We start from the raw sequence: 21,134 nt of genomic DNA on the forward strand, positions 1-21,134 counted from the left end.
ATGAGCAGCACCGAAGAGCAGGAGCTCGACCTCCTGGTCCACCGGATGACCTGGGAGGCCGAGGGCGTCCTCTCCGTCGAACTGACCCACCCCGACGGCAAACCGCTCCCGGCCTGGACACCCGGCGCGCACCTGGACCTTCATGTCGGCGGCCACGTGCGGCAGTACAGCCTGTGCGGCGACCCGGCGAACAGCGCCGTGTACCGGCTCGGCATCCTCAACGAGCCGTCCTCACGCGGCGGTTCGCGCCATGTGCACAGCAGCCTGCGGCCCGGCCACACTGTGCGGGTGGCCGGGCCGCGCAACCACTTCGCGCTGGAACCCGCCGCCTCCTACGTCTTCATCGCCGGCGGCATCGGCATCACACCCATCCTGGCGATGGCCCGACAGGCACAACGCGACGGCACCCCCTATCGGTTGGTCCACGGAGGGCGCACACGGGCGTCGATGGCGTTCGGCAGCGAGCTCGCCGCGCTCACCGGCGGCCAGGTCGGCTTCGTACCGCAGGACGAGCAGGGCCACATCGATCTGGCGGGCATCCTCGCGGACCTTCCCGCCGACGCCCTCGTGTACTGCTGCGGCCCGGAACCACTGTTGCAGGCGGTCGAAGACGCCGTCCCCGAAGCGCAGTTGAGAACCGAGCGGTTCGCCGCTCCGGTCGTGGAACGCGGCGCCGACGACAGCTCCTTCGACGTCGAATGCCGTACGTCGGGGGTGACCCTGAACGTCGGCCCCGACACCTCCATCCTGGAGGCCGCCGAGAACGCAGGCCTTGACGTCAACTCCTCGTGCCGTGACGGAATCTGCGGCTCCTGCGAGACCCGCGTCCTCGCCGGTACCCCCGATCACCGCGACTTCCTGCTCACCGAGGCCGAGCACGCGGCGGGCCGGACGATGATGATCTGCGTCTCGCGCTGCGTCTCGGACCGACTGGTCCTGGACCTCTGATTTCTCTCGGTCGCCGCGTGTCCGGACCCCGCCGACACCCGACCGCTCCGCAACCCCTCTGGACCTCTGAGACCCGTACGGATACCTGATGCCCGACACCTGGCCCCACCTGGACCCCCACCAGACCCGAGACCACGAACCCACCCCGTACGAGCTGAAGCTCGCGCGCACCCTCGAGGACATCTTCACCAACGACGGCCATGAGCTCAGCGACGTGCTCGCGGGCCTCAACTCCCGTCAGCTGCACACCCCCACGGGAGAACCCTGGACCGAGGAGTCCTTCCGCGCCGAGATGCACCGCCTGGGAGCCTGACATGACGCTTTCCACCCACGACACCGCCGAGCACATCTACGCCCACGGCCTGCGCAACCAGTGGCACCCCGTCGTGCCGTCGCACTTCGTCGAGCCCGGCGGCATGCGCAAGGTGACCGCCCTCGGCGAGAACTGGCTGCTCTTCCGCAGGTCCGACGGCACCCTCTCGATGCTCGCCGACCGCTGCCCGCACCGCGGCGCCCCGCTGTCGCTCGGCAAACACCTGGGCGACCGGGTCGCCTGCTGGTACCACGGCGTCGAGGTCGACGGCACCGGCAAGGTCACCTCCGTGCCCGGCCTGCCCGGCTGCAATCTGGAGGGCAAGACCCTCGTCACCTCCCTGCCCGTGCGCGAGGTGGGCGGCGCGATCCTCGCGTACTTCGGCGACGAGGAGCACCCCGAACCGGTCGACCTCACGCTCCCGGACCCGCTGGCCGACGACGGCATCGACGCCTTCCTCTGCTACGCCGAATGGAACGTCCCGTGGCGCTACGCCATGGAGAACCTGCTCGACCCGATGCACGGCGCGTTCCTGCACAACGAGTCCCACACGATGTTCGCCGGGGACACGACGGCGAAGTTCCGCATCCGGGAGACCGACCGCGGCTACTTCTTCGAGAAGACCGACCAGCGCGGTGTGAACTTCGACTGGGTCGAGCTGTGCCACACCGGCGTCGACTGGGTGGACCTGTCCATCCCCTACCCGCCCTCGGCCGGACCCGGCGGCCCCTTCGGCATCGTCGGCATGGCCTGCCCGGTGGACGCGGGCCGTACCGGCGTCTTCTTCTGGCGCTACCGCAAGGTGCGGGACTGGCAGCGGGACACCTGGCGCTTCCTCTACAAGACCCTCATCGAGGCCCGTCACTGGGAGGTCCTGGAGCAGGACCGCGTCATGCTCGAAGCCATGCCGCACGATGCCGACCAGCGCGAGAACCTCTACCAGCACGACCTCGGCATCGTCCGCCTCCGCCGTCTCTACCAGGCGCGGGCCAGGCAGCAGTCGAAGGCGGTACCGCCCGCCGGCGCGGCCGTATGAGTCAGCCGCGGCCACCGGCTCAGCTCGGGTTCGGCCCGGCCTCCACGGCCTCGTTGGACGTCACCGCCTCGTCGGACTCCACGATCGAACGCTCCAACTTGGAGAGCAGACCGCCGAGTTGACGCCGCTCGGCGGGTGACAGCCCGCCGAGCATCCGGCGTTCGTTCTCCAGGTGGGCGGCGAAGACCTCGTCGATCTTCTTCAACCCGGCCTCGGTCAGGCGTGAGTACACGACCCGGCGGTCCTCGGCGTCCCGCTCCCGCACGAGCAGCCCGTCCTTCTCGAGCCGGTCCAGGCGCAGGGTCACCCCGGCCGACGAGATCAGCCCCGAGGCGGCGAGCTGTCCCGCCGTGAGCCGGTACGGCGCCCCCGACCGGCGCAGCGCGGTGAGCACGTCGAACCCGGCGACGGACAGGCCGTGCGCATCGAGCTGCGAGGTCATCCGCGACTGGTACTGCAGATACGAGCGGTGCAGCCGGGCCAGCACCTCCAGCGGCGTCGTGTCGAGCTCGGGCCGCTCACGGGCCCAGTCGTCGACGATCCCCGAAACGGCGTCGGGCCGCTTCGCCGACCTGCGCTGCGCCATGTCTTCCCCTCGCGGCATATATCTGGTGTTGAAATCTTAGCCCTGAGGGAAAGCGCCGCTCATTACGTGGGTCGTGGTGGCCCCGGTGGGTCGTGGTGGCCCCGGCGGGACGCGGTCAGCCCCGGTCCGGGTCGAATTCCATCACCTGAGTGAGACGGATGTTGTTGCCCGAGGGGTCGCGGAACGACGTGTCGATGCCGTACGGCTGCACCGTCGGCGGGTCGTTGAACTCGACACCGCGGGCGGACAGCTCGTCGTAGGCGGCCTTGCAGTCGTCCGTCTCCAGGAACAGTGTGCCGCCCGCACCCTTGGCCACCAGATCGGAGAGCTGGGCACTGGCGGTCTCGTCCAGCATGGGCTGCCGCGGCACGGGCATCAGCACCAGCGCCGGACCGTCCCCACCGGGCGGGCCGACGCACAGCCACCGGAAGCTCCATGCCTCCATGGTCACGTCCGCCCGGACCTCCCAGCCCAGCTTGTCGGTGTAGAAGGCGAGCGCCTCGTCCTGGTCGTGCACCCAGAACTGCGCATTGGCGATCTTGATGCTTGTCATGGCCGCTCCTTGGTCGACTTGCCTGGGAACGACGCTAGGCAGTGGACGCGGACGTGTCTTCTCGAAACGTGCGGTTCTGCGGACGCGCGTAGGCCATGGCCACACAGCGGGGGATGCGCACATGCCGCGCGGCGGGCGGATGGGCCGCCCGGTAGGCCTGCGGGGTCGTCCCGTACATCCTGCGGAAACTCGTCGTGAACGATCCGATGCTCTGCGCACCCACGGCAACCGCGATCGTGGCCACAGTCCAGTCGGTCGTCACCAGCAGCGACGCGGCCCGCTCCAGGCGACGGGTCAGCAGGTACTGGTGCGGCGACTCACCGAACGCGGCCTTGAAACGCCGGCTGAAGTGCGCCGGGGACAGCGCGGCGGCCGCGGCCATGTCGGCGACGGTGAGTGCCTCGCAGTAGCGCGCGTCGGCGAGATCCTTGGCGCGGAGCAGATGACGAGCGATCGGTACGGGGGCCACGTAGACCATTGTGCGGCGGGCGGGCGCCGCCGGTCGTGGGGGTGCGGGTGGCCGGCCGGGTGGGTCTGCTGTGATGGGGAAGGGGTACCGGCCTGAGCGAGCGGTGGGAGCGGTGATGACCGAGCGTGTTGTCGAGGTGGACGGCATCGAACTGTGCGTCGAGTCCTTCGGCGACCCGTCGCAACCGCCCGTCCTGCTCGTCATGGGCACCGGGGCCTCGATGCTCTGGTGGGAGGACGGCTTCTGCCGGATGCTCGCCGAGGGCGGTCGCTTCGTGATCCGCTACGACCACCGCGACACCGGCCGATCGGTCACGTACGAGGTGGGTCGACCCGGGTACACCGGCGCTGACCTCGTCGCTGACGCCGCCCGAGTGCTCGACGCCCATGAGATCCCGGCGGCGCACATCGTGGGTGTCTCTGCCGGAGGAGCGCTCGCGCAGCTGCTCGCGCTCGACCACCCGGACCGCGTCAGCTCGCTCGTCCTGATCAGCACGTCGTGCGCCGTGTCGATCGATTGCGAACTTCCCCCGCCGACCGAGGAGTTCATGCGCTTCTTCTCGGACGCGCACGTCGACTGGTCGGACACCGGCTCGGTGATCGACCACCAAGTGGCGTACGCGCGCGTGCTCGCCGGGGGCCGCCGCCCGTTCGACGAAGCTGCCGCGCGCAGCCTTGTGCGGCGCGATGTCGAGCGCGCACACGACTTCATGGCGGTCCGCAATCACGACGCACTGCCGGACGGCGAACTGCCGGATGCACCCCTGTCCTCGATCGCCGCGCCCACGCTGGTGATCCACGGCAGCGCCGATCCCCTGTTCCCGCTCCGGCACGGCGAGGTCCTCGCCGAACACATCCCCGGCGCAAGGATGCTGACCCTGCCGGACGCCGGCCATGGCGTCGAGCGCGCCGACTGGACGACGATCGCCGCCGCGATCCTGGAGCACACCGCTGCCAACGGCCGCCAGTGACACGGATGTTGATGCGAGACGCTGCCGTACAGCCGTTCGCGTCAGGGGCGACGTGGCGGTCGGTGAGGGGAGAGGCTCACAGGAGGTGGCCGTCCTCCACTTCCTCACCGACGCCGAGAAGCCCGACCGGATCGTCACCACCCCGCGCGACGCGCTGCCGGACGGCAGCTTCGTGGTCCTCTCGCACGCCACCGTCCGCCCGGTCCGAGAAGGTTGGCTTCTACGGCGGCGGGCGCGCGCAAGTCCCGCCGATCGCTCCTGGCGGAAATGTCATAGGAACCGATCTTGCCCTGATGATGTCTGGGCGAACATGGCGAGTCTTGCGTTTCTCATCCTGGTGTTCGCGCCGTTCCTCATGCCGTTGGTGGTGGTGGGCGCCGGTGCGGCCCTGATCCGGCGGGCCGCCACCCGGCAGCCGATCAGCGGCCTGCGCCTGCCCAGCGGTACGACCTGCACGCTGGTGGCCGTTCTGGCCGGGGCGGCGGCGCTGGGCGCATACGCGTGGGGCGTGATGTCGGGCTTCTACATCCTGGACCCGGACCAGATGTGCGCGGCACGCGGCGCCCGGGGTGATCACATCGTGACCCGTGCGACCCTGCCGGTCAGCGCTCAGTGCGTCACCTCGGACGGCGTGGGGACCGAACTGGTGCCGGCCTGGGTGAACCCGGTGGTTTTCGTGGGCCTGACACTCTTCGTCCTCGCCGTCGTGACGGGAATCATCGGGCTGACGCGCCGGGGCCGTGCCCGCTGAGGGGCCGCAAGCAGCCCGCCATGCTGCGACGTGTCTGATCGACCGGTGATCTGGATGTCATGGTCGGAACAGGCTTGACCTTGACGCTGGGTCAACCCTCCAAGCTTCCGGCAGGAGCTTCCTCGCAGTCGCCGGGGACGACTCCACGAAGGAGGCAGATGACCATGACGGCCCGATCGATCGCCGGCCCGGTAATTCGCGTGCGGGGTTTGGAGAAGGCGTACGAGAAGCTGGAAGTGTTGCGCGGGGTCGACTTCGAGGTGGCGCGGGCACCATTTTCGCCCTACTCGGCTCCAACGGGGCAGGCAAGACCACGACCGTGCGGATCCTCGCCACGCTCCTGAAGGCCGACGCGGGGACGGCAACCGTCCACGGCTTCGACGTCGCCGAGCAACCGGCGGATGTGAGGGAGTCCATCAGCCTCACCGGGCAGTTCGCGGCCGTCGACGAGATCCTCAGCGGCCGGGAGAACCTCGTCCTCGTCGCCAGGCTGCGCCACCTCAAGGACCCGGGCGCGATCGCGGACGACCTGCTGAGGCGTTTCTCGCTGACCGATGCCGGCCTGCGCAAGGTGTCCATGTATTCGGGTGGAATGCGCCGCCGGCTGGACATCGCGATGAGTCTCATTGGAGCTCCATCCGTGATCTTCCTGGACGAGCCTACGGCCGGACTCGACCCCGAGGCACGCATCGGGGTATGGCATGCCGTAAGGGAACTCGCCGAGTACGGCACGACGGTGCTGCTCACCACGCAGTACCTGGACGAGGCCGAGCAGCTCGCCGACCGGATCGCGATCCTCCACCAGGGTCGGATCATCGTGAACGGCACCCTCAGCGAGCTCAAGCAGCTCTTCCCGCCCGCCAAGGTCGAGTACGTCGAGAAGCAGCCGACCCTGGAGGAGATCTTCCTCGCAGTCATCGGCAGCGGCGACAAGAGCGAAGCCACCAGCAGGACAGCCGGGGGACAAGGATGACTGCGTACTTCTTCAGCGACACTGCCGCGCTCACGGGGCGGACCCTGCGCCACGTCACACGCAGCATGGACACCATCATCACGACCGTCATCACGCCCGTCGCCATGATGCTGATGTTCGTCTATGTGTTCGGCGGCGCCATTGACACCGGGTCGGTCTCGTACGTGAACTACATGCTGCCCGGCATCCTTCTCATGACCATCGCTTCGGGCATTTCCTACACCGCGTACCGATTGTTCATCGACGTGCAGAGCGGGATCTTCGAGCGGTTCCAGTCCATGCCGATCGCACGCTCGGGTGTGCTGTGGGCCCACGTCGTCACCTCCCTGGTCGCCAACCTGATCGCGCTCGTGCTCGTCGTCGGCGTCGCTCTGCTCATGGGCTTCCGCTCAGGGGCTGGAGTGTCGGCATGGCTCGCGGTCGCCGGCATCCTGCTCCTGTTCACCCTGGCGCTGACCTGGCTCGCCGTGATCCCCGGTCTCTCCGCGTCGTCGGTCGAGGGGGCCGGCGCGTTCGCCTACCCGCTCATCTTCCTGCCGTTCGTCAGCTCGGCGTTCGTGCCCACCAGGACGATGCCCGGCCCGGTGCGCTGGTTCGCCGAACATCAGCCGGTGACGTCGATCGTCAACACGATCCGCAGCCTGTTCGCCCGGCAGTCGGTCGGCGACGACATCTGGACCGCCCTCGCCTGGTGCCTCGGCATCCTCGTCGTGGCGTACGTCTTCGCGATGGCCGTCTACCGCCGGAAGATCGCCTGAGGCAGGGTGGGACCCATGCTCACCATCAGCCGGCTTGCGGCGTACGCCGGGGTCACTGTGCGGGCAGTACGCCACTATCACCGGATCGGGTTGCTGCCGGAGCCCGCACGCGACCGGTCCGGATACCGGACCTACGACGCCGTTGCGGTCGTACGACTGATCCGGATCCGCACCCTGGCCGACGCAGGCGTGCCGCTGGCCCGGGTGCAGGAGCTCCTCGACGCCGGCACGAAGGAGTTCGCCGGCGGCGTCCAGGAGATCGACAAGGCCCTGCGCGCCGAGATCCGGCGCTTGCAGGATACTCGCGGCCGTCTCGCCAGGCTTGCCGCCGGGGAGCACCTGGCGCTTCCGCAGAGCGTTGTGGACTATCTCGACCGGCTGCGCGGTCTCGGCGTTGAGGAGCGGTACATCGAGATGGAGCGGGACGCCTGGATCATGATCGCCGCCCAGGTGCCGCATTCGATCGACGCCGTGATCGCCAAGAAGCACGAGGAGCTGGACGACCCCGACACGGTGAGGCTCTACAGCCTGCTCAGCGGGGCACTCGACTGGCCGGCCGACGATCCGCGGATCGTCGAGGTCGCCGACATCATGGAACGCTTGATGGTGCGCGCCATGGAGGCCGGCGAGGTGGGTGCCGATGACGGTATCGACGATCAGTTCGTCGACCTGCTGGACTCGGCCATGGTCGAGTCCTCACCGCACGCCGCGCGGCTGTTGGCGATTCTGGAGGAGCGGGGCTGGAAGGGCTGGACGCGCATCGAGCGAGTGCCTGCCGACAGACTCAACACTGAGCCGCCGCCATCGTGATGACAGGTCAGGGTCCTGGAGCGACGCCATTCGGGGGCATGCAGGAGGGCACCTGTGGTGTCGTCGAGCAGGGGTCAGGGTCCAGCCGACGGCTCCGGGGGGCCGAACCCGACGGATCTTGCCGGTGAGCTGCCCCCAGCCGAGCGGGGAGTAGTGGTCCGGCCGGGAGGGCGTACGGCACGAGTGCGCGCGGCAGTGCTGCAGGCCGCCTGGGGACGCCTCGGCGGAGCAGAGCTTTGCCCACCTGGATCTCACTGACCACGCGCGCCGCGACGACGTGGGAAAGATGACCGTCTACCGGCGCTGAGGAACGGTCACCAGCCTCGTGCTCGACCTGCTGACGGACATGACCGAGCAGTCACTGCCGCGCACCGAGACCGGCTCGCTGCTCGGCGACCTCGAGGCCAACGCCCCGCTCGTGCAAAGCACTGGTGACACTGCAGCGAGCCGATCACGCAGGCCGCTCCAGCGCAGCCCGCCACGCGGGGCTGTCGACATAGTGATTGTCGAACCGCTCCGAGGACTCGGCGATCTCCTTGGGGTCTGCCTCGCCGCGCGTGACGCGGCCGAGCAGCCGTAGGTAGTCGAACCGGCCCATGCCGGGGGTGAAGACGAACAGGACGTCCGCTTCGCAGCCCGGAGCGGCTGCGAAGGCGTGCGGGGTGTGGGGAGGCACCGCGAGGAAGTCTCCTTCGTTCAGGATGGTGACTTCCTCGCCGATCAGGACCTGAAGAGACCCGCTGATGACGAAGAACAATTCCGTGGCGCGGGTGTGGAAGTGGGCCGGGGCTCCCGCCCCGCCCTTCGCGAAGTGGGAGCGGTAGCTCGTGAAACCGTCCGCGGTCGCGCCCGACTCGGCCAGCAGGGTGATCACGCTGCTCGGGTCGGCGCAGGTCTCGGCATCGGTGTGGCGGGTCAGCACGGGCGAGGTGGTGGGTGCGGGGGCGGCGGGTGTCTGCTCGTTCATGATGTTGCTCCTGGGTCAATGAGCGGATTCCGTACGGGGGATGCATTGCCGCGGCGCGGCGCGGCGCGAGGTGGGGCGAGGGGGCCGGGCGCTTCAGCCGCCCAGCGTGAGCAAGGCCGCGATCGCCGGTCCGAAGGCTCCGCCGAGCTGGTAGCAAAGGCTGAACAGACCGATGGCCGTGGGGCGTTGGGCGGTCGGCGAGGCCTGGATGGCGTACACCGCGAGCGTCGCCTGGCCACCGCTCGTCGCGAACACGGCCACCGTCGCGACCAGCAGGAGCAGCGGGGCCCAGGGGGTCAGTGCCGCGGTGAGCGGGGCCGCTGCCCCGGCCGCGATCAGGAGCGTCAGGACTCGCGGACGGCTCATACGGGCGGAGGCCGCGGCCAGACCCATGGAAAGTGCCGAGCCTGCGAGGAGGGCGATCAGCTGGCCGGTGCCGATCGTGGAGGTCGACCAGCCGGTACGGTCGCCCAGCAGCTGCGGGACGGTGAAGAGCAGTGTGAAGTACGAGGTCGCGAGCGTGCAGGCGAGCAGGGCGGAGAGGACAAACGTCCGGGTGCGCAGCAGCGACGCAGGGACGAAGCCCGCGGGCCTGTACCTGATGTGCAGGGCCAGCAGCGCGGCCGCCGCCAGGGAGGCGGCGACGGCAGGGAGTGGGTAACGCGGTACGAGGACCAAGGCCGTCGCCGTCAGCACCAGAAGGACGCAACCGCGGCCGTCGAAGGGGGTGTTGTGCCGCGGCGCGGACAGGTCCGCACGGCGCACGACCGCCGGAAGGGCGAGCAGTGCGACCGCCCCGACGCCGAGGGACACCCGCCATGAGGTCACATCCGCGATCGTCGAGCCGAGCAGCGGCCCGGCAGCGCCGAGCGTGCCGAAGCCCGCCGTGATCACGCCCATCCGGCGGACGGAGCCCGCGAGACTCATCGCCGCCGTGATCAGGCCCGCGCCGCCCATGGCCTGGGCCGCCCGGCCCGCCATCGCCAGTGGCAACCAGGGCGCCACGCAGAGGACCGCGGTGCCGGCCACGATCAGGGCCGTGCACAGCCTGAGCACACTGCCCAGCCCGCGACGGCGCAGCAAGCTCGCCATCACCGGGGTGCCGACGGCCATGGCCCACGCGAAGGCTGTGACGAGCCAGGTCGCCGTCGCGGTACGGATGCCCAGCGAGCCGGCCATGTCGGGGAGGATCAGGACCGGGCCGTTGGCGCTCGCCGCGACCGGAGTGGCCAGCAACGCGAGCCATACGACAGGGACTTGGCGTGCCTCCTGCCCGGAAACGGTCGCGGGCGTGTGCAAGGCGGGGCGGGGTGCGAGTTCGGGCATGGCGGGCGCCCCCTTTCGTTCAGCCTTGATAATCTCAACGTTGAAATAAAAGCAGCAGGGTTCTCTCGGCGTCAAGTGTCTTAACTTTGAGAAGATGCACGTTGAGAAGATGTGCGCTGAGAAGACGCACGCTGAGAAGATGCGCAATGACGGGAGTGGCGGAGATGGGCGATGTGGTGGACGCGATCGTCGGGCAGTGGGCCAAGGAGCGCCCCGATGTGGTGGAGGACTTCTGGCCGGTCGAGCTCCTTGCCCGGGTCCAGCGCCTGGCCAGGGTGGTCGACAAATCCGTCAAGACCACGGCCGCCGCTCATGGAATCGAGCACGGTGAGTTCGACGTCCTCACCATCCTGCAGCGCTCGGGTCCGCCCTACATGCTCCCGGCCGGGGCTCTCCTCAAGGCGTCCATGGTGACCTCCGGTGCCATCACCAACCGCATCGACAGGATGGAGGCCAAGGGTCTCGTCGAGCGGGTGCGGGAAGGGGCTGACCGCCGCACCGTCAAGATCCGGCTCACCGAGCATGGGCACGAGGTCATCCGGGTCGCTCTCGCCGACCATCTTGCGGCCTACGCGGAACTGCTCGCCGGTGTGGACCGCCGGCTGGTGGAGCAGACGGCCGAGGGTCTGCGGCAGGTACTGGAGAGCCTCGGCGATACGGCTTGAGGCGATACGGCTTGATACGGCTTCCTGGCGTGGGGCTTGACGGCCGGGCCGCTGCTAAGTATGTACATGCCAGAGGATTGGTATGGACCAACTCCGCGGCTTCACGCGCCGCTCCGGCGCCCACCCCCCAGTGGAGGCAGCACATGCGAAGACCGTCGGCACTTCTCACCCTGTTCGCCGCTCTGCTTCTGCTCGTTCTGGCTCCACCCGCGACCGCCGCGGGCACACCGAGCGCCGCCTTCGCCAAGACGTCGACGTGGGAGGCCGGTTACCAGGGTTCGTACACCGTCACGAACGGCGGAAGCACCAGCCTGTCGAGCTGGAGCGTCGAGTTCGACCTGCCCTCCGGCAGCACCGTCGGCTCGTACTGGGACGCACTGCTCACCCAGAGCGGCAACCACTACACCTTCAAGAACCGTGAGTACAACGGCAGTTTGGCCCCGGGCGCATCCGCCTCCTTCGGCTGGGTGTCCAACGGCACCGGCACCCCCACCGGCTGCAAGCTCAACGGCGGTCCCTGTACGGGAGGTTCGGGTACCGACACCACGCCGCCCAGCGCCCCGTCCGCAGTGACCGTCGGCTCCGCGACCGGCTCCTCCCTGACGGTGCGGTGGAGTGCCTCGACGGACGACTCGGGGTTCGTCGCCGGGTACGAGATCTCGCGCGACGGGGGTACCCCGGCAACGGTGACCGGAACCTCGTACACGGCCACCGGGCTGCAGTCCGGCACCAGTTACTCGTTCCGCGTACGGGCCCGCGACGCCGCGGGCAACGTATCCGCGTACTCCACGGCCGTCAGCGGTACGACCACCACCGGCGGCGGCCAGCAGCCGAGTGGCGGCCTGTCCACCGCGCCGTACATCGACATGGGGGCGTGGCCCACGCCGAGCATGCCCGACATGGCCTCGGCGAGCGGGCTGAAGAACTACACGATGGCCTTCATCACCGCCTCCGCGTGCAAGGCGATGTGGTTCAACGCCTATGACCCGCGCGACGGTTGGGCCAAGGACCAGATCGACGCCATCAGGGCCGGCGGGGGAGACGTCAAAATCTCCTTCGGTGGCGCCAGCGGCATCGAACTGGCCCAGGCCTGCGGTTCGGTGGACGCGCTGTACGCCGAGTACAACGCGGTCGTCACCGCCTACGACCTGAAGTACGCCGACTTCGACATCGAGGGCGCGGCCTCTGCCGACCCGACGTCCGTCGCCCGGCGCTCCCAGGCCCTGGCGCGACTGCAGCAGGCGCACCCGGACCTGAAGATCTCACTGACCCTGCCCGTCCTCCCGGAGGGGCTGACCTCGGACGGCCTGAACGTGGTGACGTCGGCGCGAGACGCCGGGGTCGACCTGGACGTGGTGAACGTGATGGCCATGGACTACTACCGGAGCGTCGACTACGGCGACGCGGCCGTCCAGGCCGCGCAGAGCACCTTCGCGCAGCTCAAGTCGCTCTACCCCGGCAAGACCGACGCCCAGGTCTGGGCAATGGTCGGCGTGACGCCGATGCTCGGGCAGAACGACGACGGCCACATCTACGACCAGGCGGACGCCCGCCAGTTGGTCTCCTTCGCCCAGGGCAAGCACCTCGGGGAGCTCGCCTTCTGGGAGGCCACCCGGGACCGCAACGCCTGCACCGGCGCGCTCTACCAGTGCACCAACATTCCCCAGTCCCCGTACGAGTTCGCGAAGATCTTCGCGGCCTATACGGGCTGACGGCCCGTCAACCCGTATAAGTCTCCAGCGGCTGCAACCGCTCCGGGCGGTGAACCCCACCTCCCGGAGCGATCCCGCCCACCACGGAGCCCCGGACCGTTCCGGGCCGGTTGACGACGTGAATCGGGGTACCCAGGGCCGCATGACACTGCACACCGATCACCCCACGCCCCTGCCGGCCGTGCGGCAACTACGCCGTATGCGGGCCTTTTACGCGGCAGGCGTCACGTTGTGGACCGCGTCGACCGCCTGGACGGGGTGGGACTCTCCCGGCAGTCGGCCCATGTGGACGTCCCTGCTGCTCCTTGCAGTCTTCGCCGGTCTGCTGGTGATGGCCTGCCGTTGGCTGCGGAACCTGGAGAACGGCGGGACGGACGGACGGGCGCGGCGACGCGAAGGCGTACGGTCTCCGGCGCCGGGGGCCGGCTCTTGTGCGCGGGGAACAGCCGTGGGAGGCGGCTCGGTGACCACCGCTCTCTGACCGACCCGTCGGACTGCTCCGCTGACCTGCCCGTCGGATTGCCCCGCTGACCTGCCTGTCGGACCGACCCGCGTGTCGCAACCGGCCGAGCACTGGACGGGCGACCAGGGTTGCGACACGGTGCGATCGTGCCCCGGGCCCGACCGGTCGAGGGTGAGGAGACAGCGGTGAGGATCGTCATCACGGGCGCGTCCGGCTTCCTGGGACGCCTGCTGGCCGAACGTCTGCTGCACACGCGGACGTTCGCAGGAGGACCGATCACCCGGCTCGTGCTCGCCGACCGCGTTGTTGCGCCCGAGATGCCGCAGGCGTCCGGTGCGCTGGTGGAGTGGGTGCACGGCGACCTGATCGACCGTGTCGAGGCGGTGTTCGCGGAGCCGGTGGATGTGCTGTTTCATCTGGCTGCCGCCGTGTCGGCCGAGTGCGAGGCCGATTTCGACCTTGGGATGCGCTCGAATGTGGACAGCACCCGCACCGTACTGGAGGCGGCCAAGGGGCAGTCGGTGGCCGGCGGACCGGTGGCGCGGGTGGTGTTCGCCAGCAGTCTCGCGGTCTACGGATCCCATCCGGCGCTTCCTCTGCCGCCTGTGATCAGTGAGACGACGCTGCCTGTGCCGCGGTCGAGTTACGGCACGCAGAAGCTCATGTGCGAGCACCTGATCGCGGACTTGAGCCGCCGCGGCTTCATCGACGGACGCGTGGCCCGGCTGATGACCGTCGCAGTGCGGCCGGGCCCGCCGAACGCGGCCGCCTCGGGCTTCCTGTCCGGCATCATCCGCGAGCCACTGGCAGGGCTGCCCGCCATCTGCCCGGTCGACGCCGGCCTGAAGGTGGCACTGTCCTCGCCACGGCGCACCGTGCGCGGCATCATCCGCGTTGCCGAGGCCGAGCGCGGGACGGGGCTTGGGCGTCTCGACAGCCCCCTGCCCGTCAACCTGCCCGCCCTCACCGTCTCCGTGGCCGACATGCTCGCCACACTCCGCCAGGTGGCCGGTGACACGGCCGCCGACCTGGTGACCGTCGCACCTGATCCCGCCGTCGAGGCCATCGTCGGCTCATGGCCGGCCGTCTTCGACAACCGGCGCGCCGCCGCCCTGGCGCTCCAGCCCGATCCGAGCTTCCTGGCCGTGGTGCGGGAGTATCTGGCCGATCACCCCGAGGCCGTCATCGTGGGCTCGGAGTGACGGCCCGGAACGCACGGAGCCCCGACTGGACGGGGGAGGCCAGCCGGGGCCGTTGTGGTGTGACGTGCGGAGGGCGGTCGCCTCTCGGCGAAAGGCTCCGTGGGGCTTCAGCCGAACGATCTTCCCCACGGGCTATAGGTGAGGCCCGGGGACACTGTCCCCTCCGCAGCCACGTATAGGTGAACGGTCAACCGCTGGGAGTTGTTCCGCGTACGTCCGCCAGTCCGTCGTGACATGGCGCACACCGGGCGCCGGCTCGAATGCGCACGACCTCGTCGCCCCAGAGGGCATTGCGCGATCCCTGTACGCGCTCCGGGACTTGGGATAACGTCGCCCTGCCTCAACACATTGAATCGTTTCAACCCGTCACGACGAACCCCACCATGAATCCCCACGACGAATCACCAGGAACGAGGTGCCATGACATCGAGCAGCGCATCGCAGAGTGCCGCACAACCTGGCCCCCGCCGCCGTACGGTCATGGCGGCCGCCGGGGCCGGAGCCGTGGCCCTGTCCGTCGGTTCGCCCGGAACAAGCCCCGCCGCCGCGGTGACGAGCGCGGACGCCGAAGCGGCGGCCGTTTCCAGACCGCCGCGCCCGGGCACCGGCTGGCAGCGCTACGTCCAGGGGCCCGCGTCCCGGACGGTGCGGCCCGTACGAGTTCTCGGCTCGACCGGCGACGTACGCAATCCGCCGGCGCTGCTGAAGCCCGGCGGCGCCGCAACCACGCTGCGACGTCCGCAGCCGAGTCCCGCGCCGCGCTGGCCGGAGGGCACCACGGCCGAGGCGTCCTCGACCCACGCCGGCAACAACGGCAATGACGGGCAGCCGCGCACCTACGACGCCGCCAACGCCATCGACGGCAACCCCGACACCTTCTGGAACGACGACACCCTGGCCGCCTTCCCGGACGTCCTGACCATCACCATGCCGGACGCCCGGCAGCTGTCCGGGATCACGGTGATCTCCAACAGTGACGGAGTGCCCACCGCCTTCACGGTCGACGCCTGGGTCAATGACGCCTGGAAGACCGTCGCAACAGTCACCGACAACGATGTCATCCAACGGGCCGTGCCCTTTGCCGCATCGGTGACGACGAACAGGGTGCGCATCACCGTGACCGCCGTGCAGGACACCTCGCGCGGGGCGTTCACCCGGATCAACGAGGTGTGGCCCGAGCCGGTCGAACCGGTCGTGGCGCCCAGCGTCACGGTCGACTTCGGCAAGGTCGTCGTGGGCTACCCGCGCATCCGCTTCACCTCCGCCTCGGACAACTCGCCCGGTGTGCGCGTGGCGTTCTCCGAGACGCAGCAGTTCCTCACCGAACGCTCCGACTTCACCCGCTCCGACCAGTCCGGCGGCGCGGGCCGGGGAACCGACCAGTTCGCCGTACCGGCCAAGGGCGCCGACTGGACCGACCACAAGGGCTTCCAGGCAGGCGACAAGGTCTACGCCGACGGACTCCACGGCTTTCGCTATCTGCGCATCGCCCTCGACGCCCTCGACTCCGACGCCCCGGCGGCCCAGCCCTGGGGGACGGTCGCGATCGACTCCGTCAGCCTGGACTTCACCGCGTACGTGGGTACGCCCGGCACCTACCGCGGTTGGTTCCTCTGCTCCGACGACGACCTCAACCGCTACTGGTACGGCGCCGCTTACACCAACGAACTCGTCACCGACACCTTCCGTCAGGACGACGTCGACCCGAGGAACGCCTGGAGCGCCTCACTGGAAGGCAAGCTCGTCCTGCATGACGGGGCGAAGCGCGACCGGGACCCGTACGTGGGCGATCTCGCCGTCTCCGCAAGGACGTTGTACCTCACCCACGACGACACGGCGGCCGCCGCGCGCAACGTGCTCGCCGACCTCGCCGACCACCAGCGCGCCGACGGCTGGATACCACCGGCCTCCATCTCCTCCTACACACTCCCGCTGTTCGACTACCCCCTGTGGTGGGTGACCTGCAGCTGGGACTACGTGCTCTACACCGGGGACCGGGCCTACGCCGCCCAGTACTACCCCAACCTGCTCAAGGTGCTGGACACCTGGTACCCGAGCGTCACGGACGAGGCGGGGCTGCTGAGCAAGGGGCTCAACAACACCGGGGGATACGGCGACTACGCCTTCCTGGGGCGCACCGGGAGAATCACCTACTACAACGCCCTGTACGTCCAGGCACTCAAGGACGCGGCCCAACTCGCCCGGCTGCTCGGGCACTCGGCGGACGCGACACGCTGGGCACAACGGGCCGACACGGTCACGGAGGCCATCAACACCCATCTGTGGGACGCCGCCGCGGGCGCCTACCTCGACTCCGCCACCGGGCCCGCTCGCCACGCACAGGACGGCAACGCGCTCGCCGTCACCGCGGGCATCGCCGACGCGGACCGCTCGGCGTCAGCCCTCGCCCATCTCGACGGGACCACCCAACTCCCGTACGGCAACGCGTTCATGGACAACGACACCCTCTTCGACGGCGCCTCCGAGCGCGTGTACGCCTTCACCTCGTACCCCGAGATCGAGGCCCGCTTCATCGCCGGGCGCGCCGACTCCGCGCTCGACCAGATCCGGCGCACGTACGGCTGGATGGACAGCCACGACCCTGGCATCACCAACTGGGAGGGCATCGGCCCCGACGGATCGCTCTACGAGGACGCCTACACCAGCATGGCCCACGGCTGGTCCACCGGAGTCCTGCCTGCGCTGACCCACCAACTCCTGGGCGCCAGGCCGACATCACCCGGCTACGCCACCTGGGAGGTGCGGCCGAACCCCGGCGACGTCGCCTGGGCACAGGGCCAACTCCCCACCCCGCACGGTGCCTTGCGCGTCTCCTGGCAGAACACAGGGAACACCTTCCGGCTCGACGTCGACGTCCCCGACGGCACGCGGGCAACGGTCGCCCTGCCGGTGAACGGGCACCGGATGACGGTACGGTCCCGCAACCGCCTGCTGTGGGACGGACGCCACGCCTCGGACGGCAGGGCGAGCATCGTCGACGGGCGCGTCACGATCCCGGGACTCGCGCCGGGAACGTACACCTTCACCGCTCGGCACACCGGCTGAGCGCGAGGCCCGGCCCGCCACGATTCAGGGGTGGCGGGCCGGGCACGTGATCGGCCGGAGGCCGTCGGGTGAGTCGTCCATGCCGGTCATGGGTACGCGGTCCGTCGGCGCTCGGGACGCGCGGCGGATGGGGAAGGTCATGGCTGGGTTGCTGGGAAGGCGTGAGGGTGGGGCGCGGCGGCTGCGGGAGATGCTTCTTGGGGCGGGACCGGTCCTCGCGCCGGGGGCCTACGACGCGATGAGTGCGCTGCTCGTGGAGCAGGCGGGCTTCCCGGCCGTGTACATGACTGGGTTCGGTACGACCGCCTCGCTGCTTGGCCGGCCCGACATCGGTCTGCTCACCATGAGTGAGATGACGGCTGCCGCCCGTCGCATCGTCTCGGCGGTCGACATCCCGGTGATCGCCGACGCCGACAACGGGTACGGCAACGCGATCAACGTCATGCGGACCGTCCGCGAGTACGAGGCCGCCGGTGTCGCCGCGATCCACCTGGAGGACCAGACGTCCCCCAAGCGCTGCGGTCATATGGAGGGCAAGGAGGTCATCCCGGCGGGCACCATGGCCGGCAAGGTCGAGGCGGCCGTAGCAGCCCGGGAAGACCCCGACTTCGTGATCATCGCGCGCACCGACGCCCGCGCCGTGGAGGGTTTCGACGCCGCACTGGAGCGGGCCCGCCGCTACCGTGACGCCGGCGCCGACATGCTCTTCCTGGAGGCCCTCAGGACCGACGCCGAGATCGAGGCGGCAGCAGCCGCCTTCCCGGACACCCCACTGCTCTTCAACTGGGTCGAGGGCGGCAAGACCCCACCCACCAGCCTGGCCCGCCTCACCGAACTCGGCTACCGCCTCGTCATCTTCCCCGTCTCCACCCTCCTCGCCGCCACCTCCGCCGTGCAAAAGGTCCTCGCCGAACTGGCCGAAGCGGGTACGCCGACGGACGCCGTACAGCCCATGCCCGCCCTGAACGACTTCTTCGCGACCGTGGGCCTACCGGACGTACTCGACCTGGGAAAGCGCTACGACCACGGCTGACAGCAACTCCCAACGGACGGTGGGACGAGGGCAGTTGATCGTCAATGTGGCTTCCGGCTACGACCTCGTGTGCAGCATCCGGTACGCGCCTGGTGCCATCCCGTGGGTGGTGCGGAAGAGCCGGGTGAAGTGTGCGGTGTCGGCGAAGCCCCAACGCGCGGCGATGGCGCTCACCGGGCGGTTGAGCAGCGTCACGTCGGTCAGGTCGCGCCGGCACTGTTCCAGCCGGCGTAGGCGGATCCATTCGGCGACCGTGCACTCCTCGGCCTCGAACAGCTTGTGCAGATAGCGCAGCGAGATGTGGTGGGCGTCGGCGACGGCGCGGGGCGAGAGGGCGGAGTTGCCCAGGTGGCTCTCCATGAAGGCATAGATCCGCTGCACCAGCGCCCGGTGATGCACCTTGTCCGGTATCGAGGCGCGCCGGTCGAGCCGCCCCGCCAAGGCGGCGGTGAGCAGGTCGAGCACGGCGGACGAGATACGCACTGACTCCGCCGGGTCATAGGTGTCCTGTTCGGCGGCTATGCCTCGTAGCAGCGCCGATATCAGCGAGCCGGACCCCTCCTGCCCCGACAGTCGTACGGCCGTCAGCAGCGCGAGTTCGGACGATGGCAACGGAAGCTGCGTACGAGGCACCAACAGGGTCAGCACCTCTTGGTGCCCGCCGGCGGCCATCGCCACGTCCCTCGGCCTCTCCATGTCGGCGAGGGCGAAGTCACCCGGCCGCAGGGCGGCTTCGCGTCCGTCCTGCGCCACGACGTACAGCACGCCGTGGCGGAGAAGCTTGACTTCGTAGGCGTCCGTGTCGGCCCAGTGGAGGCGGCGGGGCGTCCGGTGGGCCTCGAGCGTGGTCCAGGCGGGGTCGGCGGTGATGGAGGCGGTGGTGATCGTGGCTGTGCCGAGATCCCTCGTGACCGAGCGCGCCCGGAACCAGTCGTGGCCGCTGTGCGGGAATCTGATGTCGTGGCCGTGGTACCGGCGGGCGATGTGCTGCCAGTAGTCGTCTCGCTCCGCGGGGGACACGTCGTCGGTGCTGAATGAAACGCTCACCGCCGTCTCCCTCCGTTGCTCGTCGCGGGAATGTGGCTGCACATGCAAGCCTAGGCCGCCCGGTCAAGGGCCGGGCGGCCGGACGGGTGTCCCGCCGGCGGGAGGACGAGGGGTGGGTATGGGCCTGCGAGCGCGTCAGGCCATCGGCGGGCCGAGGAGCTCGACCCCGTAGGTGCGGGCGTGGCGGGCCATGGCCGCCGGGTCGGGGGGTTCCTCGGACGGGGGTGGGGGCGTGTGCCGAGCTGCCGGCCGACCGATGTCGCTGAAGAACGCCTCGAAGCCGCCGGGCACGCACAGGACGAGAACCCTGGCCGTAGGGGAATCCACGCGGAACGTGTGAGGGATGTTCCTTGGCAACCACACGAAGGACCCCGCGGTTGCCGCGAGAACCTGGTCGTCCACCTGGCAGGTGAGCCGGCCTTCGAGCAGGTAGAGGGCCTCGTCCTCCCTGCGATGGACATGCAGAGGCGGCGACGAACCCTCGGGGAGCACCTCCTCGGCCACAGACATCTTCCCTCCGGTGCGCGCCGCCGGCGCTTTGACCAGCTTCAGGACGTCGAGATACCAGAGGGCCAGGCCGTCCTGCGGGCCGGCGACGAACGGGCTGGTAGCGGGTTGTGTGGTCTCGGTCATGCCCTTCCCTTCCCAAGGGGGACCGTCCGGGAGGACGTCACGACACGACGATCGCCTGCGACGGCAGGCTGAATCCTCGGCAACGCGTGCACACCGCTTGTCGGGGAGTGCACGGATGTGGGGGCAACTGGCCGATCACCGCCCACGGCCGCAGACCGAGGACCGTGTCAGTGCCTTCTGCAATGATCCCTCGGTCACCACACCGGGAGGGGTCATGGGCATCGGTTACAAGACATCATGGCTTGCGGTGCAGGACGCGACGCCTGAGGACGTCTGTGACGCCCTCGGCCTGCGGCAGCGGCAGTACATGGACTGGACGAGCGGCACGCATGCCGCCTATCGGTCGGGGGTCTTCGTCATCCGACCGGTACCCGCCTGGACGATCGCGCACGGCAGGATCCATCTTCCGCCGGAGATCGACCTCACCGACCCGCGCTTTCCCGCATGGCTCGAAAGCATGAGCACGCGACTCGGTGACCTGCAGTTCTTCAAGAGCGACCGCATCGGTGAGGACCACGCCTGGGCCAGGGCCGAAGGCGGTGTGCTGACCCGCGCCTACTACTACAGCGGAACGCTCGGCGACGTACCTCTCCACCACGGCGAGCCCACAGCAGTGGAGAGGGAACTCGGTGTCGGACAGCGCTGGCTCGAAGACGGAAGGGAGGACGCCGAATGGGAGGCCTGGCACGGCGCCATGCCCAGTGAACGCCACGTCATGGACATCGCCCGGCGCTGGAGCCTGTGTCCCCTCGACATCGTGGACGAGAAGGTCACCTCGCGAGGGATCCACGGCTTACCGTGAGGAGTTGAATCCCCATCAGCCCATGGAGCGTTGACCGACCGGTGCCGCGCG

The 21,134-nt window shown here is 69.4% G+C and carries 21 protein-coding genes and 1 pseudogene; 15 read left to right on the forward strand and 7 right to left on the reverse strand.

The genetic code is table 11. From position 1 onward, the window contains the following. The 3 genes from MQN93_RS27510 to MQN93_RS27520 all read left to right on the forward strand — a co-directional run bounded on the left by MQN93_RS27510 (position 1) and on the right by MQN93_RS27520 (position 2,297). Positions 1–948 (forward strand): PDR/VanB family oxidoreductase, encoded by a 948-nt coding sequence (locus MQN93_RS27510; RefSeq protein WP_242711673.1) that lies wholly within the window; start codon positions 1–3, stop codon positions 946–948. Positions 949–1,036: 88 nt separating this feature from the next. Next, a complete protein-coding gene (locus tag MQN93_RS27515) occupies positions 1,037–1,261 on the forward strand; it encodes a recombinase-like helix-turn-helix domain-containing protein (protein ID WP_016432928.1) in 225 nt (74 codons plus the stop codon). 1 nt (position 1,262) lies between these two features. Beyond that, complete coding sequence (locus MQN93_RS27520) at positions 1,263–2,297, forward strand: Rieske 2Fe-2S domain-containing protein (RefSeq protein ID WP_242711674.1); 1,035 nt, start codon at positions 1,263–1,265, stop codon at positions 2,295–2,297. Positions 2,298–2,316: 19 nt separating this feature from the next. On the opposite strand, the gene MQN93_RS27525 is transcribed toward MQN93_RS27520, so the two are convergent. The 3 genes from MQN93_RS27525 to MQN93_RS27535 form a co-directional block, all read right to left on the reverse strand. After that, entirely contained in the window at positions 2,317–2,883 is a 567-nt protein-coding gene (locus MQN93_RS27525) for a MarR family winged helix-turn-helix transcriptional regulator (protein ID WP_242711675.1), read from the reverse strand. A gap of 115 nt (positions 2,884–2,998) precedes the next feature. Then, positions 2,999–3,436: a VOC family protein gene (locus MQN93_RS27530; protein ID WP_242711676.1), complete on the reverse strand. Its 438-nt coding sequence runs from the start codon at positions 3,434–3,436 to the stop codon at positions 2,999–3,001. Between the two features lie 34 nt (positions 3,437–3,470). After that, on the reverse strand, positions 3,471–3,914 hold the full coding sequence (locus MQN93_RS27535; protein ID WP_242711677.1) for a helix-turn-helix domain-containing protein: 444 nt from the start codon (positions 3,912–3,914) through the stop codon (positions 3,471–3,473). A 106-nt stretch (positions 3,915–4,020) separates the two neighbouring features. Here MQN93_RS27535 and MQN93_RS27540 point away from each other — a divergent pair, with 106 nt between their 5' ends. From MQN93_RS27540 to MQN93_RS27565, 6 genes and pseudogenes are all read left to right on the forward strand, one after another. Continuing rightward, a complete protein-coding gene (locus MQN93_RS27540) occupies positions 4,021–4,875 on the forward strand; it encodes an alpha/beta fold hydrolase (RefSeq protein WP_242711678.1) in 855 nt (284 codons plus the stop codon). A gap of 85 nt (positions 4,876–4,960) precedes the next feature. Next, entirely contained in the window at positions 4,961–5,626 is a 666-nt protein-coding gene (locus MQN93_RS44410) for an SAM-dependent methyltransferase (RefSeq protein WP_372504464.1), read from the forward strand. A gap of 319 nt (positions 5,627–5,945) precedes the next feature. Then, a complete protein-coding gene (locus MQN93_RS27550) occupies positions 5,946–6,599 on the forward strand; it encodes an ABC transporter ATP-binding protein (protein ID WP_443744617.1) in 654 nt (217 codons plus the stop codon). Beyond that, positions 6,596–7,357, forward strand: coding sequence for an ABC transporter permease (locus MQN93_RS27555; RefSeq protein ID WP_242711679.1), 762 nt, complete (start codon positions 6,596–6,598; stop codon positions 7,355–7,357). The genes MQN93_RS27550 and MQN93_RS27555 overlap by 4 nt, the downstream gene beginning before the upstream one ends. A 15-nt stretch (positions 7,358–7,372) precedes the next feature. Then, entirely contained in the window at positions 7,373–8,167 is a 795-nt protein-coding gene (locus MQN93_RS27560; protein WP_242711680.1) for a MerR family transcriptional regulator, read from the forward strand. Between the two features lie 129 nt (positions 8,168–8,296). After that, positions 8,297–8,597: pseudogene (locus MQN93_RS27565) on the forward strand (TetR family transcriptional regulator); the annotation flags it as partial. A gap of 21 nt (positions 8,598–8,618) precedes the next feature. Here the strand turns inward: MQN93_RS27565 and MQN93_RS27570 are convergent. Together MQN93_RS27570 and MQN93_RS27575 are read right to left on the reverse strand one after the other, a co-directional pair. Next, on the reverse strand, positions 8,619–9,134 hold the full coding sequence (locus MQN93_RS27570) for a cupin domain-containing protein (RefSeq protein WP_242711681.1): 516 nt from the start codon (positions 9,132–9,134) through the stop codon (positions 8,619–8,621). A 93-nt stretch (positions 9,135–9,227) separates the two neighbouring features. After that, entirely contained in the window at positions 9,228–10,460 is a 1,233-nt protein-coding gene (locus MQN93_RS27575; RefSeq protein ID WP_242711682.1) for an MFS transporter, read from the reverse strand. Between the two features lie 146 nt (positions 10,461–10,606). Between MQN93_RS27575 and MQN93_RS27580 the strand changes: the two genes are divergently transcribed. The 5 genes from MQN93_RS27580 (at position 10,607) to MQN93_RS27605 (ending at position 18,601) form a co-directional block, all read left to right on the forward strand. Next, positions 10,607–11,125 (forward strand): MarR family winged helix-turn-helix transcriptional regulator, encoded by a 519-nt coding sequence (locus MQN93_RS27580; protein WP_308404417.1) that lies wholly within the window; start codon positions 10,607–10,609, stop codon positions 11,123–11,125. 143 nt (positions 11,126–11,268) lie between these two features. Further along, complete coding sequence (locus MQN93_RS27585; RefSeq protein ID WP_242711683.1) at positions 11,269–12,837, forward strand: cellulose binding domain-containing protein; 1,569 nt, start codon at positions 11,269–11,271, stop codon at positions 12,835–12,837. Between the two features lie 648 nt (positions 12,838–13,485). After that, positions 13,486–14,502 carry a D-erythronate dehydrogenase gene (denD, locus tag MQN93_RS27595; protein WP_242711685.1) on the forward strand — a complete coding sequence of 339 codons (1,017 nt, stop codon included), beginning with the start codon at positions 13,486–13,488 and terminating at the stop codon, positions 14,500–14,502. 420 nt (positions 14,503–14,922) lie between these two features. Then, a complete protein-coding gene (locus MQN93_RS27600; RefSeq protein WP_242711686.1) occupies positions 14,923–17,568 on the forward strand; it encodes an alpha-L-rhamnosidase-related protein in 2,646 nt (881 codons plus the stop codon). 139 nt (positions 17,569–17,707) lie between these two features. Then, on the forward strand, positions 17,708–18,601 hold the full coding sequence (locus MQN93_RS27605; protein ID WP_242711687.1) for an isocitrate lyase/PEP mutase family protein: 894 nt from the start codon (positions 17,708–17,710) through the stop codon (positions 18,599–18,601). A gap of 57 nt (positions 18,602–18,658) precedes the next feature. Here MQN93_RS27605 and MQN93_RS27610 read toward each other — a convergent pair whose 3' ends face one another. Continuing rightward, positions 18,659–19,648, reverse strand: coding sequence for a helix-turn-helix domain-containing protein (locus tag MQN93_RS27610; protein WP_016432909.1), 990 nt, complete (start codon positions 19,646–19,648; stop codon positions 18,659–18,661). A 135-nt stretch (positions 19,649–19,783) separates the two neighbouring features. Beyond that, positions 19,784–20,281, reverse strand: coding sequence for a quercetin 2,3-dioxygenase (locus MQN93_RS27615; RefSeq protein ID WP_016432908.1), 498 nt, complete (start codon positions 20,279–20,281; stop codon positions 19,784–19,786). A gap of 214 nt (positions 20,282–20,495) precedes the next feature. Here MQN93_RS27615 and MQN93_RS27620 point away from each other — a divergent pair, with 214 nt between their 5' ends. Beyond that, positions 20,496–21,083, forward strand: coding sequence for a hypothetical protein (locus MQN93_RS27620; protein ID WP_242711688.1), 588 nt, complete (start codon positions 20,496–20,498; stop codon positions 21,081–21,083). Positions 21,084–21,134: the final 51 nt, after the last annotated feature.

Source organism: Streptomyces spinosisporus (assembly GCF_022698145.1).
Classification (GTDB): domain Bacteria; phylum Actinomycetota; class Actinomycetes; order Streptomycetales; family Streptomycetaceae; genus Streptomyces; species Streptomyces spinosisporus.